This window comes from Variovorax paradoxus (genome assembly GCF_009498455.1).
In the GTDB taxonomy this organism is placed as follows: domain Bacteria; phylum Pseudomonadota; class Gammaproteobacteria; order Burkholderiales; family Burkholderiaceae_C; genus Variovorax; species Variovorax paradoxus_H.
Genome location: NZ_CP045644.1, coordinates 2,953,360 through 2,968,294, shown reverse-complemented (window position 1 = coordinate 2,968,294; position 14,935 = coordinate 2,953,360). Strand labels below are relative to the sequence as shown.

The window sequence follows — 14,935 nt, the reverse complement described above, 5'->3', positions numbered from 1 at the left end:
AGAAAGAAAGGCAGGCCCCTCATGAGACTCCGTCTGCTTGCTGTTGCTGCTGCCGCTTCGACCCTGTTCGTGGCCTTTGGCAGCGCCCACGCCCAGAGCAACTGCGACACGCTGCGCGCCGAGATCGAGGCCAAGATCGCCGCGTCGGGCGTCACCAATTTCAGCGTCGTCACCGTCGATGCCACCGCCACGGCGAGCGGCCAGATCGTGGGCAGCTGCGACCTGGGTACCAAGAAGATCGTCTACCAGCGCGAAGGCGGCGCGGCCTCGCCGCCCCCGGCCTCCACGTCGGCCCCCGCACCGCGCGGCGCGCCCATGCTCACCGAGTGCAAGGACGGCTCGGTGTCCATGGGCGGCACCTGCAAGCCCTGAGCGCAGGGCAGCATCCCGTGATCTGGCCCGCCCTGCGCCTCTTCTTCGGCCTGCTGACCCTCGTGGCGATCGGCTGGCAGCTGACGATCCATGTCCGCATGGGCTTCAACGTCGTCAACTTCTTCAGCTTCTTCACCAACCTCTCGAACCTGTTCGCGGCGATCGTGCTGGTGCTGGGCGCGCGCCGCCTCTGGCAGCCGGCGTTTACAGGGCCCGACGAAGGGCTGCGCGCCATGTCGGCCGTGAACATGGCGGTGGTCGGCATCGTCTTCTCGCTGCTGTTGCGCGACGTCGACCTCGGCGCGCTGCGGCCGTGGATCAACACGCTGCTGCACTACGTGATGCCGTGCGTCGTGCTGCTCGACTGGTTGCTGCAGCCGCCGCGCACGCGACTCGGCGGCCGGCAGCTGCTGTGGATACTCGTCGTCCCCGTGGTCTACCTGGCCTACACACTGGTGCGCGGTGGCCACACCGGCTGGTATCCCTACCCCTTCCTCAACCCCGCCAACGTGGGCGGCTACGGCGGCGTGGCCGTCTATGCGGCCGGCATCGCGCTGACCTTCGGGATGGCGGGATGGGGGTTGCTGGCGTTGGGGAACCGGTTGGGGCGCCGCGGCGCGGAAGGCTGACGACTCGGTCAGCGCGCTGTGCCCAGGCCCTCGCACAGGCCTTCGATGTCCGCGTGCAACAGGCAGAGTGCGGCGAGTAACGGCGGGTGGGCTCGCGTCAATCGAACTTCGGGCCCTGCTCCTCGCATTGCGCATCCCGGGTCATGCCGGTGCTGATCCGAAGTTCCAGTTTCCTTCGTTCGGCGTTCCATTCAACTGCGGTCTTCTCGGTATCGAGCAGCACGCTCGATGCGACCGAATCGTGGATCCAGCGCGTACCGTCGCCCAGGCCCTGTCCGCTGATCAGTTGCGCTTTCGACACCGCGTTCACTTCGGCCAATTCACGTGTCGCAGCGGCCGCAGACATCTTCAATGAATCGATCACCCCTGGAAATCTCGGGTCTGTTGTGGTGATCGCCTCCGAATCCTTGATCGTTCGCTCGAGCATTTCCACGCGATCGGTCGTCTGGCCCCGTATCAATTTAAGGTTGGACATGACCTCGTCTTGCATCGACGAATCGACGAGCGCGAAGCAAGCCACGCGCAGATCGATGCGATCCAGCAGAACGCCATCGATCGGGCGCATCGCGCGAAACTGGACATGCGCTTGCGCAGTGCCTCGCTCGGCGTCGTGGCTCATCAAGGCGACCGAGTTGTCGTCAAGAAAGCGAATCAGCTCCCCCGGCCCCAGGTCGTGAAGACTCACGTCGGCGAGGCGGATGGCGATCGTTCGCTTCTGGACGAATTGATTGTCCGCAGCCTCGTCGCGCACGGGCACGACGACCCATTCGAGCTGCGTGTCTCGCTGCGCGGCCAATTGATAGTCCAAGTACGTGAAGTCGGGCACGCTGGGGCGCGAGTGCGTATCTTCGAAATGGATCGCCTCGACACCCGAGCGCCCATTGGAGAACGAAGACAGATCGATGTGCTGGACGCGGAGTTTGCCGCGCTCGACAGAAAGCCGGACCAGTTGCGCCTCGCCGCACGCAGACTCGCTCACCGCGAGCAATGCCAGCACCGACTCGTCCTTGAGAGGGCGAACGTCCGAAATTCGATAGAACGGCGAAAAGCAACGACGGCCTCTCTGAAAGAGCTTCTCGCTGATTTCCTCATCGTCCACACCCCACCCGTTGACCTTCAGCGAAAGCCGTCGCCTGTGTTGCGGACCGCTCTCGGTGCCGTAGCGGGTCAGCGTGCTGATCACCTCCATCTTGCTGGAGCGCCACACGCTGTCTTCGGACTCGCGATTGCCGCAAGCGTTCAGCAGGAAGATCGAAAACAAAAGGACTGCAAGCGGCAACGGAGGGATTCGCATGAAGAGATCCTACGGTCTGCGCCGCCCAATGTTTGCAGGCCCGCTGCCATCATTTCGCAGGATCAGGCAAAAACCTCGTTCGATCCGGATACCGCCTCAGCCCCCTTCGCCCCGAGACTCATCCCCATGCCCGGCGCACCCTTCGCGCCATGGCGCACCGACCTGCATGAGGAGTTTTGTATGAGTGCAATCCAGGACACAGTGGTTCTCGTCACCGGCGCCAGCAGCGGCATCGGCGAGGCGACGGCGCGGCGGCTCGCGCGGCGCGGCGCCCATGTGGTGCTCGGCGCGCGCCGCACCGAACGGCTGGCCGCGCTCGCGGCCGAGATCAACGCCACCGGCGGCTCGGCGAGCTTCCGGCGGCTGGACGTGACGCACCGGCCCGACATGGAGGCCTTTGCCGAGTTCGCCCTCGACACGCACGACCGCATCGACGTGCTCGTGAACGCCGCCGGCGTGATGCCGCTGTCGCCGCTGTGGCAGCGCAAGATCGAGGAGTGGGAGCTGATGATCGACGTCAACCTGCGCGGCATGCTGCTGGGCGTGGCGGCCGTGCTGCCGACGATGCAGGAACAGGGCTGGGGCCACATCGTCAACGTCGCGCCATTGGCCATGGGCGGCGCGACGCCCGACTCGGCCGTGTACCACGGCACGCAGTACGCGGTACAGGCGATCTCCGAAGGGCTGCGGCGGGAACACGCGGGACGCCTGCACGTCACGCTGGTGAGCCCCGACGTGGCCGAGGCTGCCGACCCGCTGGCCGAGCGCATCGCCGCGAGCTACACGTTCGAACGCATGCGCACGCGGCGGCGGCTGACGACGCCTGTCGAGGGCGTGGCGCGTGCCATTGCCGGAGCGATCGAAGGGGCGAGCTACGGCATGGCGGGCCCGGGTTGGCGCTCGGCCCCGACGCCACGGCCGAAGCCGGCAGAGCCGGTGTGCTGAAAGCCGAACGTCAGTAGCTCTTGTACGGCAGGAACTTGCCCGACAGCACCACGTTGACGCGGTCGCCCTTCGGGTCGGCCTGGCGCTGAATGTCCATGCTGAAGTCGATGGCGCTCATGATGCCGTCGCCGAACTCCTCGTGGATCAGCTCCTTGATGGTGGTGCCGTACACGCTCACCACCTCGTACCAGCGGTAGATCAGCGGGTCGGTGGGCACGGGGGTGGGCAGCGAGCCCTTGTAGGGCACGACCTGGAGCCACTTCTGTTCCTCGGGCGTGAGGCCGAAGATCTTGCCGATGATCTTTGCCTGCTTGTCGTCGAGCGTCATCTGGCCGAGGCAGGCGGCGGTGGTCCACTCTTTCGAAAGGCCGACCTTCCTGGCCACGTCGGACCACTGGATGCCTTTGGACACCTTCACGGTGATGATCTTCTCGGTGACGTCGTTGCGGTTCATGGGGCTTGGCTCCTGGGGTTGAAATGGATGCAACAGGACAAGCAACAGACATGCCCGTCCCCGTCTTTCTCCCTCCCCCGCTGGGGGAGGGCGGGGGTGGGGCACGCGGCCTCCGAGAAAGCAAGGCGCCTGTTCGAAGGCCTGCCCCCATCCCAACCTTCCCCCAGCGGGGGAAGGAGCAAAACCGGCTCAGCGCTCCCAGCGGAACTTGCGCTCCGACTCCGCGATGGGCTGGTCGTTGATGCTCGCGTAGCGCCTGTGCATCAACCCGTTCTCCGCAAACTCCCAGTTCTCATTGCCATGGCTGCGGAACCACTGGCCCGCGGCGTCATGCCATTCGTACTCGAAGCGCACCGCGATGCGGTTGTCCATGAAGGCCCAGAGCGTCTTCTTCAGCCGGTAGTCGTGCTCGCGCTCCCACTTGCGCGACAGGAACTCGACCACCTGCTCACGGCCATTGACGAAGTCGGCGCGGTTGCGCCATTCGGTGTCGGGCGTGTAGGCCAGGCTCACGCGCGCGGGATCGCGTGAGTTCCAGGCGTCTTCGGCGGCCTGGACTTTCTGGGTCGCAGATTCGAGGGTGAAGGGCGGCAGCGGCGGGCGGGATTCCATGGCGATCTTTCAGTCAGGAAATGAAGTGATGAAGGCCCGCAATGTGCCACGAGTAGACAGACCTGTCTACATGCCTACAATCGCCGCATGGACATCTCTGCACTGCCCGCACGCGAGCGCATCCTGCTCACGGCGCACGAGCTCTTCTATGCCGACGGCATCCGCGCCACCGGCATCGACCGCGTGATCGCCGCGTCGGGCGTCACCAAGGTCACCTTCTACCGGCACTTCCCGTCGAAGGACGACCTGGTGCGTGCCTTTCTCGCGCATCGGCACGGCGTGTGGATGGCCTGGTTCGTCGATGCGCTGGGCCGGCGCGATGCGCAGCAGCGCATCGCGCAGGGGCAGGCGCTGCCGGTGCTGGCCGACGTGATGGCCGAGTGGTTCGCCGACCCGCTCTTTCGGGGCTGTGCCTTCATCAACTCGGTGGTGGAAGTCGGTGCCAGCGTGGCCGGCGCCGCCGACATCGCACGCGAGCACAAGCGCGAGATGGTCGAGGTGATCGCCGGCCTGCTGCCCGACGGCCCGCAGCGCATGGCCATCGCGCAGGCGGCTGCGCTCGGCGTCGACGGCGCCATCGTCAAGGCGCAGATGGGCGATGCAGCCCTGGCGCGCGAGGCGGTCGACGACCTGCGGCGGCTGCTCGATGCGCTCGTCGCGCTTCGATAACATCGCATCGCTCACTCCCTTCCCCAAAAACACATGGCATCGACGCGACTCCCCTCGACCCAGGGCCTGCAGGCCTTCGAGGCCGTCGCGCGGCTGCGCAGCGTGAACGTCGCGGCCGAGGAGCTCAGCGTCACGCCCAGCGCGGTCAGCCACCGCATCCGGCAGCTCGAGACTCAGCTCGAGCTCAAGCTCTTCACGGGCAACGACTTCGGCCTGAGCGCCGACGGCGTGGCCTACCTGGCGCGCGTGCGCGAGGCCATTGCGGCGCTGCAGCAGGTGCCGGGGCGCGAGCCCGCGTCGCAGGTGCGGCGGCTGCGCGTGGCGGTCACGCCCACCTTCTCGCGCCAGATGCTGCTGCCCCGGCTGGCCGAGTTCCGCGACGCCTACCCGACCATCGAGCTGATGCTGCAGGTGACCATGCCGGTGCGCAACTTCACAGCCGAAGACGCCGACATCGAACTGCGCTTCGGCACCGGCCCGTTCCACGACCGCGAGTTCTGCCAGCTGCTGGCCGACGACGTCTCGCCGGTGTGCAGCCCGGCCTACCTGGAACGCCACGGGCCCTTCGACGACCACTTCTCGACCGATGCCGAGGTGGCGCGCGTGCAGCTGCTGCGCACACCGCTGGAGTCGTGGCGCATCTGGTTCAAGGCCTGCGGCATCGGCCTGCCCGAGCCGGCCGTGGGCCATCAGTTCAACGACCTGGGCCTGGCGCTCGACGCCGCCGCCGAAGACTTCGGCGTGGTGCTCATGCACCTGCGGCTGGGCCGCGCCTGGATCGACAACGGTCGGCTGGTGCGCCTGTCGCCGCACAGCGCGCCCTCGCCCAACGCCTACTTCCTGTGCTGGCGCCCGGGCACCATGGAGCGCTGGGAATGCGCCACCTTCGTCGAATGGCTGCGCCAGGCGCTGCGCGAACCGGGCTGAATAATTTTCAGACGGGGTGCGGGCTTTTTTCAGGTGGCCGGCGCGTTTCCCCTGCAGACTCGACCCCCGGCGCTGCCGTGGCCCGCACAGGCTGCAGCCCGCCTTGACCCCATAACACCAGCCTGGAGACTTCCCCTTGCCCGACCTTTCCAAGATCACCTGCATCGAAGACCTGCGGGCGATCGCCCAGCGGCGCGTGCCGAAGATGTTCTACGACTACGCCGATTCCGGCGCCTGGACCGAGGGCACCTACCGCGCCAACGAGAGCGATTTTCAGAAGATCAAGCTGCGCCAGCGCGTGGCCGTGAACATGGAAGGCCGCTCCACCCGCACCACCATGATCGGCCAGGAGGTCGCCATGCCCGTGGCCATCGCGCCCACGGGCCTGACCGGCATGCAGCACGCCGACGGCGAAATCCTCGGGGCCCGCGCGGCCAAGGCCTTCGGCATCCCGTTCACGCTCTCGACCATGAGCATCTGCTCGCTGGAAGACATTGCCGAGAACACCGACCGCCACCCCTTCTGGTTCCAGCTCTACGTGATGAAGGACCGCGACTTCATCGAGCGCCTCATCGACCGCGCCAAGGCCGCCAACGTGTCGGCGCTGCAGCTCACGCTCGACCTGCAGATCCTCGGCCAGCGCCACAAGGACATCAAGAACGGCCTGTCCACGCCGCCCAAGCCCACGATCAAGAACCTCATCAACCTGGCGACCAAGCCGCGCTGGTGCATGGGCATGCTGGGCACCAAGCGCCGCACCTTCGGCAACATCGCCGGCCACGCCAAGGGCGTGAAAGACCTGTCGTCACTGTCGTCGTGGACCGCCGAGCAGTTCGACCCGGCCCTGAGCTGGGCGGACGTCGAATGGATCAAGAAGCGCTGGGGCGGCAAGCTGATCCTCAAGGGCATCATGGACGCCGAAGACGCGCGCCTGGCCGTGGCCAGCGGCGCCGACGCGCTCATCGTCTCCAACCACGGCGGTCGCCAGCTCGACGGCGCGCCCTCGTCCATCGCCGCGCTGCCGGCCATCGCCGACGCCGTGGGCAGCCGGATCGAGGTGTGGATGGACGGCGGCGTGCGCAGCGGGCAAGACGTGCTCAAGGCCCGCGCGCTCGGCGCACGCGGCACGCTCATCGGCCGCAGCTTCCTGTACGGCCTGGGCGCCTACGGCCAGGAAGGCGTGACGCGCGCGCTGCAGATCATCCACAAGGAACTGGACATCACGATGGCCTTCTGCGGGCGCACGCAGATCGATGATGTGAAGTCGGACATCCTGTTGCCGGGGACGTTCTGAGGGGCGGTTGAAAACTCGCTCCCGGGCATCAAGAGCGTGTGCGCATGGCTCTTTCGCGAGCGGGCCGATCGACACCGGCGCTGAGGGCCATCCACAGGGCCTTCACGCGCTTGTGTGACTTATTCCCCAACCGCGAAAGGTCAACTGCAAACCAAATACACGCCTCGTTCGAACGCACAAGATCGCCCTCCAATATTCCGCCCTCAACAACAGGGAGGAATCTTGAAAAAAGCACGTTCCAACAACATTTCACGCGCACGTCTGCTCGCAATCGTTGCCGCAGTCGCAGCTATTTCCGCGTGCGGCGGTGGCGGAGACGGTGGTGGCGCTCCCGCCTTTCCCATCTTGCCCATCGCTGAACCCGCCCCGCCGCCGACGCCGGCGCCCGTGTCGGACAGCTCGGGGCCTTGCTTCAATGAGGCCGACTTCCGCGAAGGCACGGTTGTGGAATTCGAGGCAGCCAAGCCAGGAACAGATCCGGCGACGCCCTCCTTCCGCAGAAAAGCGGTGATCGAAGCCCGCGAGGCGTTTGGCGGTGCGAATCCGATCGCGGTGAACGTGGGCTCGGAAACCTTCAAATCTCCGCAGTTTCAACAGAGCACCGTCAAGAAGGAATACAAGGACCTCGTGAACGGCAGCTTCCTGCTCTACGGAAAATCGACCACGTACAAGAACACGATCGATCCGTCGATGGCGTCTTCGGTGCCTCCCGGCTTTCCGCTGGAAAATATCAGTACGGTGTCCCAGACCTTCACGCCCCCGTTCGCGTTCCCGGTCAACATGGCACCGGGGCAGGTCGTCAGCCAACAATCCACGGCGGCGAAGACGTCGGTCCTCAACGGCCAGAGCGGCACGACCGTGTCACTGCCCGCAAGTGGAGAACTCACCTACCACGGCCGCGAGCAGCTGGAAACGCCCTTGGGCATGTTCAACACCTGCAAGCTCTCGCTCAAGATCACAGTGGGTGCGGCGGGGATCAGCAAGGACATCACGCGAGAGTTCTGGCTCGCAGCCGAAGGCCCGTATCGCGGCCAGCTGCTGAAGGGCGGCGATACGAAGACGTCGATGGTTGTGACGAAGATGACCTACTCGCCCAAGTAACGCGGGTTTCAGTCTCTGGCCACGGACCCTTCGGGGTCCGTTTTCGTTGATGGTGATCGCGGAGCCCTCTTGCCGAGCACTGCATCCACCCATCAATCAACATTTTTGTTTATACTTTTCCGAGGACATAGGCGCCCCGCCTGTGCCCAGCTCATGAAGACATCGGAGTTCAAACGCTACCTCGCCTCATTGGGCGCCACTTTCCTTGAGGGGAAAAAGCACACGAAGGTCTATTTGAACGGCAAACAAACAACGCTGCCTCGTCATGCGACGGAAGAGCTGGGTCTGGGACTGCGCATGCTCATCCTTCGCCAGTCAGGCGTGAACCCCAAGGGGAAATGAATGTTTAGTTACCCTGCAAGAATTGCGCGGGATGGTGATGGATTCGTGGTGTCGTTTCCAGACATCCCGGAAGCATTGACGGGCGCCAAGAGTCGAACGAAAGCGCTGGAGCTTGCACTGGACGCGCTCACCACTGCAATGGACTTCTATTTTGAAGATCGACGCCCGGTGCCTTTGCCATCTTCGTTGAAGCGAGGGCAGGTTGCCATCGACCTTCCCGCAAGCGTTTCAGCCAAAGTACTTTTGCTGAACGAGATGATTGCCCAAGGTGCGCGTCCCGCTGAGTTGGCGCGCCGAATGGATGCGAGGCCTCAAGAAGTCACCCGCCTCCTCGATCTGCATCACCCGACGAAGATCGATACGGTTGCCGCTGCATTGCAGGCCTTGGGTAAACGCCTGGAATTTTCTCTCGTCTGAAACGTCAAGCTGCATCTTCGGAATTGCAGTCTCCCCCGCCACGAACTTCCTGTGGCCTTCAGGCTCCATGCGGCCGTCGGCGGCGACCACGGCTGGCAGCGCCATGCCCGGCGGTCAGCCGCTCACTTCGTGAACAGCCGGAATGGTGCGCTCAACAGGCAGCCCAGCCAGAGCGTCGCCAACCCGTCCGACGCCTCGTCGTGCCAGCCGCTCTTGTCGCTCCAGAGCAGCGTCCTGTCATCGATGCTCACGCTCCACCTGGCATCCGGCAGCACGTCACGGCGAATCCGGTTGAGGCAAGCCACCCAATGACTGGCCCCCTTGTGCAGGGCGAACGCCTTGTTGTCGGGGAGTTTCGTGGCGCCTTCCAGCACCTTGCCCCCGGTGAGTCTGGACGCTTCGTAGAGCGTGAAAGTCTCCCAGTTGAGGCCCTTGCCTGAATGCGCGTGGCGGTCGGCTTCGTCGATCTTGTCGAAGGCCCCCACGATCGCGTCCAGGCGCTGCGCTTCCTCGAGGGTCAGGGGACTGTCGCGTCTTGCGTCGTAGTAGATGCTGAAGCTCATGGCGCCGATTTCTGATGAACAGGATCGGTGAGGGTAATGGCTCTGGGCCGGGCGACCAACGCCGCACCCCGCTCAATCCGCGTACACCCCCGCCGCCTTGATGATCGGGCTCCACTTCGCGATCTCCGCCGCCACGAACTTCTTGTGGCCCTCGGGTTCGACGCGGCCGTCGGTGGCGACCACGGCGCCCAGCGCTTCCTCGCGCTTGATGAAGTCGGCGTCTTTCAGTGCCAGCTTCAGTGCATCGCTGATCTTCTTGAGCACCGGCGCGGGCGTGCCCTTGGGCGCGTACAGGCCGTGCCAGATCGTCACCTGGAAATTTTTCAGGCCGGCCTCGTCGAGCGTGGGCAGGTCTTTCAAGAGCGGCGTGGTCAGGCGCTTGGGCGTGGTCACGGCGTAGGCCTTGACCTTCTTGGATTCGATCTGCGGCGAGGTGTTGGTGCTCTGGTCGCACAGCAGGTCGATCTGGCCGCCGATGAGGTCGGTGATGGCGGGCGCCGTGCCCTTGTAGGGCACGGGCGTCATCTCGGTCTTCATGGCGCTCTGGTAGAGCAGGCCGCACAGGTGCGAGGCCGAGCCGATGCCCGCGTTGCCCAGGTTGATCTTGCCCTTGTTGGCAGCGATCCAGGCCGTCAGCTCCTTGTAGTTGGTGGCCGGCAGGCTGGGCTTGGCGATGAGCGTCATGGGCACGTCGTTGACGATGCCCAGGTACTCGAAGTCGGTCTCGACCTTGAACGGCACGTTGCGCACCAGCGTCGGCACGGTCGCCATCGCGATGTGGTTGAGCAGCAGCGTGTAGCCGTCGGGGTTGGCGCGCGCCACCTTGGCCGCACCGATGGAGCTGCCCGCGCCGGGCACGTTGTCGATGATGACGCTCGCGCCGCCCAGCGGCTTGCGCAGCGCCTCGGCCAGATCACGCGCCACACGGTCGGTCGGGCCGCCGGCCGCGAAGGGCACGACGATGGTCACGGGCTTGCCCGCGGGGAAGTCTTGCGCGTGGGCGCACACGGCAAGGGCCACCACCGCGAGGGCGAACAGTTTTTTCATCAGAGTCTCCGTCAAGGTCAAAAAGAAAATCAGGGCGCGCGCGAAGGCACGCGGCTTTCGAGCGTCGGGGGTTGCCACTGGGGCTGGATGTGGCAGCCGTTCTTGCCGTTGGTGTCGTAGCGCGGCATGAGCGACGCGCAACGCTGCGCGAGGCTCTGGGGCGTGGGCTTCTCGCCGGTGTCGATCCAGTCGAGCAATGCACCGAAGAGCGCGGGGTACTCCGAATCGCTGAGGTAGCTGTGTTCGCGCTCGGCGCTGAAGCTCTGTACCAGGTTGCCGCCCGTACCGGCCGCGTCGCGGATGCGGCGGTAGGCGTTCTCGAGTTCGACGAAGGCGGTGGGGTCGTCGATGGCATGCAGGCCCACGGTGGGCAGCGAGGTGCGGCCCGTGGGTTGGCTGTCGGCTGCGAGCGCGCCCTTGGCCTGCGGGTCGGCCGCGTAGCGCAGCACGCCGGCGTTGAGCGCCGCATCGTCGGTCGAACCGCTGTAGACGACGCCGATGTTGCCGAAGGGGTTGCGGCCGTTCAGGCGTTGCTGCACGAGGTCCTGGAACAGCCACGTCGCCCAGTTGAGATGGCCGACGAGCGAGCGCTCGGGAATCTTCACGACCGACAGGATCGTCTTCAGCCGCGCCGCCTGTTCGGGCGTGCGCTGCGCGGCGGGCGTGCCGACGCCGGTGCAGTCCTTGACGCGCGCAGCGAGGTCGGCGCGCGTGAGCTTCGCGTCCATCGGCAGGCCCATCCACAGCGGGTACTGCGGCTCGTCGGGCTTCGGATGGTTGCGGCAGACGTACTGGTAGACCACGCGCAGGTCGAGCCGGAAGTCGTAGGCGCTGTTGCCGCCGCCGAGCACGCCGCTGGTGAGCAGCAGGCCGTCATAAGGCGACTTCGCATCGCCCACGGGCGCATAGAGTTCGGCCGCCTTCGCCGCCACGCCCGCGCCGTAGCTCTGCCCGTGCAGCAGCGTGCGCTTGGGCGTGCCGAAGTGGCGCACGACGATCTGCCGCAAGCGCTCGGTGTCTTCGGCCGCCATCGTCACGCCGTAGCCGCCGCGCCGGTAGGTGGAGCCGGCCCACGCATAGCCGGCCTTCACGGTGATGGCCCAGCGCTTGAGGTCTTCTTCGCTGCGCGCAAGCTTGGGCGCGCCCGTCTCGGGGCCGCCGTGCGCGTGCATCACGAGCACGCCGCGCTGCCAGTCTTTGGGAATGGCGATCCAGTAGAAGGCGCCCGCGCCGTCTTCACCGGTGTAGCAGCGTGCGGTCTCGGGCACGGGCGACGGGCAGGCCGTGGGCTTCGGTACGGTGGCGGGCGCCGCGTGGGCGGACAGCAGCGGCGCCGAGCCGAGCAGAGCGAATGCAGCGAGTTGCGAGAGGTGTTTTTTCAATGGCGTACTCCGAGGTCCAGCGCGGCGTTCGTTCCATCGGTGGTGACGAACGCCATCACGCCGCTGTTGAAGATGAAATGGCCCGGTCGGCCGGCACCGGCCTGCGCCACGCCGAGCACTGGCGTGTCGTAGCCCAGCGTGGCAACGGTGCCGCCGAGGTTGAAGGCGGTGGCGACCACGGTGGCTTCCCGGCTCTCGCCCTTCACGCTGGCCATGGCATAGCTGCCATCGGCCGCGCCGGACATCAGCGTCTGCTGCACCGCCAGCAAGCGCAGGCCCGGCTGGATGACGGTGGCCACGCCGCTGCTGCTGTCGGCCGCCGGCACGGCGGTGGCCACGCGGCGAAGGTACAGCGGCGTGGACACGCCGTTGACCAGCCCGATCACCACCGAGCCGGTGAGCGTGCCGCCCGTGGTCTCGGCGGTGCCGCTCGACGAGGTCGAGGTCGTGTACATGTCGAAGGCGCCGCGCGCCGTGCTGTAGCTGAGGTAGCCCTTCTCGGTGTTCTTGCAGGTCTGGTCGTAGGTCATGAAGCTGTTCGACGCCAGGCTGCGGCAGAACTGGAAGGTGCCCGCATTGCGCAGGCGCCCCGCCGACGAGAACGCCGCCGTCGTCCCCGCGCCGAGCTGTTCCACGCCGGCCGCATTGAAGATCAACGACACGGTGCGGAAATCGGTCGACGGCGACACGTTCTGGAAGGTGTTCTGGAACGCCACCAGCGGCGAGAAGCCGGTGCCGCTCGGCGGGTTCACGCCGCCCAGCAGCACGCCGCCGGCGCCGAAGCTGAACACCGCACCGCTCTCGCCGCTCGTGTAGCTGCAGCTGCCCTGCGACACGAGCGAACCGGTGCGCTGCGTGCCGACCCGCGTGGGTTCGTGGCTCGCATCGATGGTCACGGTGTAGGCCATGGTGGCCGGGTCGATCTGCACCTGCAGTTCCTCGCCGAAGCTGTTGCCGCCTTTGTAGCGCGTTGCGCTCGCCGGCAGGTTCGGGCAAGCGAGCGGGTCGCCGACCTCGGTCACGCAGCTGAAGTTGACGGCCGCGTCGAGGCTGCCGCTGCCGCGGTACTTGGGCCACGACGGAAACTGGCACAGCGGGCGCGTGCGGCCATAGCTGCCGGCCACGGCGTCCACCGCTACGGGCGTGGCGGGCGCGAGGCCGCCCTCGACCCAGCCTTCGAGCGCGGCAAGCGAGTCCCAGTTGGGAATGAAGCTGCCGGTGCCGTGGCCCATGCCGGGCACGGTGTAGAAGCGCACGCTCTGCGTGACCGCGGCCTGGCCCAGCGTGGCAATGAGCTGCTGGTAGTAGTCGATGGTCGAGTTCGGGCTGATCACTTCGTCGGCCAGGCCGTGCAGCATGAGCAGCTTGCCGCCGCGCGCGAAGAAGGGTGCGAGGTTCGGGTCGGTCGCATCGGTGAGCTTCGACACCTCGGTCACGCGCGACGTGTACGTGCCCGGGTTCTGCGGATCGAAGGTCAGCGTGTTGAAGTCGGCATCGCGCGTGACGAAGAACTTCACCCACTGGTCGCCGGTGACGTACATGTTGGCGTCGGCCGAGGTGGCGGGGTTGCCCGGCACCTTGCGCGTGCCGAGGTCGCGCGTGGTGTACGGGCCCGCCACCAGAGCACCTTCGAGCAGGTTGTAGCCGCCCGCACGTTTCACGCCGTTGGCGAGCGAGTAACTCGTGAACTCCAGCGGCGATTCGATGACGCGCACCGTGGCGATCTGCGCGTCCGACAGGCAGGTGTCGGCCGTGTCGGCGCCGTTGGGGCAGCGCAGCGACGCGAGGACCTGCGTGTTCAGCTGGCGGCAGCTTTCGACGTTGCTCACGATGCTGTCGGCCGCACCGTCGAGCTTGTCGCAGGCCTGCATCGCGGCCTTCTGCACCAGCAGCGTCTCGGTGAGGTTGAGCCAGCCCGCGGCGCTGTTGTTGTACAGCGCGCGGCCCACCGCCACGTTCGACAGCCGCGTGCCGGTGTAGTTGAGCGCGGGCTCGTTGGCGATCACGCCGTCGTAGTCCTGCGGCCAGCGCTGGATGTAGCCGAGCGCGTCGCGCCCACCGGTCGAGGTGCCGAGAAAGTAGGCGTGCCTGGGCTTCATGGCGTAGCGCGCGAACACCAGCGCCTGCGCCACGTCGCGCGTCTTCTTGAGCGACTGGCCGCCGTAGTTGGCCAGCTGCTCGTCGTTGGCCGCGAACTTGCCGTCGGTGATGCTGCTCGACTGGTGGCCCGAGTCGTCGCCGTAGGTGGCGTAGCCCAGCGCCAGCGGCGCGGGCTTGCCGGCGGGGCCGAAGCGGATGACTTCGGTGCCGACGATGAGCACGCCGTCGAAGCCGCCGCCGCCGAAGTGGATGGTCTTCTGGTTCCACTGCTCGGGCAGGTTGATCGCGAAGTGGATGAGCTGCGAGGCCGGATCGACCGGCGCGATGGTGCCGCGCACGCGGCAGTAATCGCCCAGCGTGTTGCCCGCGTCGCCGGCGGCCACGGGCGTGGCGCTGGTGACGGTCGCGCCCTGCGTGGGCAGGCTGATGAGCGCGGCGGGCAGGCTTTTGCCGGCGAGGTCGGCGCAGGCCACGACGGGCAGCACCGGAGGAGGAGGATTGCCGGGCGGGTCCTCGGCGGGCGGGGTGTCGCCGCTGGCGGGCGGCGGGGTCGGCAGGAAGAAGCCGGGGCTTCCTCCTCCCCCGCTGCCGCCACCGCAGGCGGCCAGGACCAATGACGCGCCGATCAGCGCAACGACGACACGAAACTTCGAGGCAGGGCGCGGTGTGCGCATGGATTTGTCTCCGGCATGCAGCCTCGGCGGGCTGCTTGTTTGAAGGGGCGGCCGGACGATAGATTCCGTGTGACCTATGGTCAAATAAAATAACAAGGCCTATTCGATACAAA

General features: G+C 66.4%; 16 protein-coding genes. 9 read left to right on the top strand and 7 right to left on the bottom strand.

Annotated elements, in window-relative coordinates:
• Window positions 1-21: 21 nt before the first annotated feature.
• Window positions 22-372, top strand: coding sequence for a DUF1161 domain-containing protein (locus GFK26_RS13600; protein WP_153282413.1), 351 nt, complete (start codon window positions 22-24; stop codon window positions 370-372).
• Window positions 373-389: 17 nt separating this feature from the next.
• Window positions 390-1,001: a Pr6Pr family membrane protein gene (locus GFK26_RS13595; RefSeq protein WP_153282412.1), complete on the top strand. Its 612-nt coding sequence runs from the start codon at window positions 390-392 to the stop codon at window positions 999-1,001.
• 97 nt (window positions 1,002-1,098) lie between these two features.
• Here GFK26_RS13595 and GFK26_RS13590 read toward each other — a convergent pair whose 3' ends face one another.
• Window positions 1,099-2,295 carry a hypothetical protein gene (locus tag GFK26_RS13590; protein ID WP_153282411.1) on the bottom strand — a complete coding sequence of 399 codons (1,197 nt, stop codon included), beginning with the start codon at window positions 2,293-2,295 and terminating at the stop codon, window positions 1,099-1,101.
• A gap of 180 nt (window positions 2,296-2,475) precedes the next feature.
• Here GFK26_RS13590 and GFK26_RS13585 point away from each other — a divergent pair, with 180 nt between their 5' ends.
• Window positions 2,476-3,240: an SDR family oxidoreductase gene (locus GFK26_RS13585; protein WP_153282410.1), complete on the top strand. Its 765-nt coding sequence runs from the start codon at window positions 2,476-2,478 to the stop codon at window positions 3,238-3,240.
• Between the two features lie 10 nt (window positions 3,241-3,250).
• On the opposite strand, the gene cynS is transcribed toward GFK26_RS13585, so the two are convergent.
• Entirely contained in the window at window positions 3,251-3,694 is a 444-nt protein-coding gene (gene cynS / locus GFK26_RS13580; RefSeq protein ID WP_153282409.1) for a cyanase, read from the bottom strand.
• Window positions 3,695-3,883: 189 nt separating this feature from the next.
• A complete protein-coding gene (locus GFK26_RS13575; RefSeq protein ID WP_153282408.1) occupies window positions 3,884-4,306 on the bottom strand; it encodes a DUF1348 family protein in 423 nt (140 codons plus the stop codon).
• 87 nt (window positions 4,307-4,393) lie between these two features.
• Between GFK26_RS13575 and GFK26_RS13570 the strand changes: the two genes are divergently transcribed.
• From GFK26_RS13570 to GFK26_RS13545, 6 genes are all read left to right on the top strand, one after another.
• Complete coding sequence (locus GFK26_RS13570; RefSeq protein ID WP_153282407.1) at window positions 4,394-4,975, top strand: TetR/AcrR family transcriptional regulator; 582 nt, start codon at window positions 4,394-4,396, stop codon at window positions 4,973-4,975.
• A 33-nt stretch (window positions 4,976-5,008) separates the two neighbouring features.
• Entirely contained in the window at window positions 5,009-5,902 is an 894-nt protein-coding gene (locus tag GFK26_RS13565; protein ID WP_153282406.1) for a LysR substrate-binding domain-containing protein, read from the top strand.
• A 136-nt stretch (window positions 5,903-6,038) separates the two neighbouring features.
• Window positions 6,039-7,196 (top strand): alpha-hydroxy acid oxidase, encoded by a 1,158-nt coding sequence (locus tag GFK26_RS13560; RefSeq protein WP_153282405.1) that lies wholly within the window; start codon window positions 6,039-6,041, stop codon window positions 7,194-7,196.
• Between the two features lie 222 nt (window positions 7,197-7,418).
• Window positions 7,419-8,297: a hypothetical protein gene (locus GFK26_RS13555; protein ID WP_153282404.1), complete on the top strand. Its 879-nt coding sequence runs from the start codon at window positions 7,419-7,421 to the stop codon at window positions 8,295-8,297.
• Between the two features lie 153 nt (window positions 8,298-8,450).
• Window positions 8,451-8,639 carry a type II toxin-antitoxin system HicA family toxin gene (locus GFK26_RS13550; protein WP_153282403.1) on the top strand — a complete coding sequence of 63 codons (189 nt, stop codon included), beginning with the start codon at window positions 8,451-8,453 and terminating at the stop codon, window positions 8,637-8,639.
• Complete coding sequence (locus GFK26_RS13545; RefSeq protein WP_101493227.1) at window positions 8,640-9,056, top strand: type II toxin-antitoxin system HicB family antitoxin; 417 nt, start codon at window positions 8,640-8,642, stop codon at window positions 9,054-9,056.
• Window positions 9,057-9,178: 122 nt separating this feature from the next.
• Here GFK26_RS13545 and GFK26_RS13540 read toward each other — a convergent pair whose 3' ends face one another.
• The 4 genes from GFK26_RS13540 to GFK26_RS13525 form a co-directional block, all read right to left on the bottom strand.
• Window positions 9,179-9,619: a hypothetical protein gene (locus tag GFK26_RS13540; protein ID WP_153282402.1), complete on the bottom strand. Its 441-nt coding sequence runs from the start codon at window positions 9,617-9,619 to the stop codon at window positions 9,179-9,181.
• 72 nt (window positions 9,620-9,691) lie between these two features.
• Entirely contained in the window at window positions 9,692-10,666 is a 975-nt protein-coding gene (locus tag GFK26_RS13535; RefSeq protein ID WP_153282401.1) for a tripartite tricarboxylate transporter substrate-binding protein, read from the bottom strand.
• Window positions 10,667-10,695: 29 nt separating this feature from the next.
• Entirely contained in the window at window positions 10,696-12,048 is a 1,353-nt protein-coding gene (locus GFK26_RS13530) for an alpha/beta hydrolase family protein (protein ID WP_153282400.1), read from the bottom strand.
• Entirely contained in the window at window positions 12,045-14,822 is a 2,778-nt protein-coding gene (locus GFK26_RS13525) for a tannase/feruloyl esterase family alpha/beta hydrolase (RefSeq protein WP_153282399.1), read from the bottom strand. The genes GFK26_RS13530 and GFK26_RS13525 overlap by 4 nt, the downstream gene beginning before the upstream one ends.
• Window positions 14,823-14,935 lie beyond the last annotated feature (113 nt).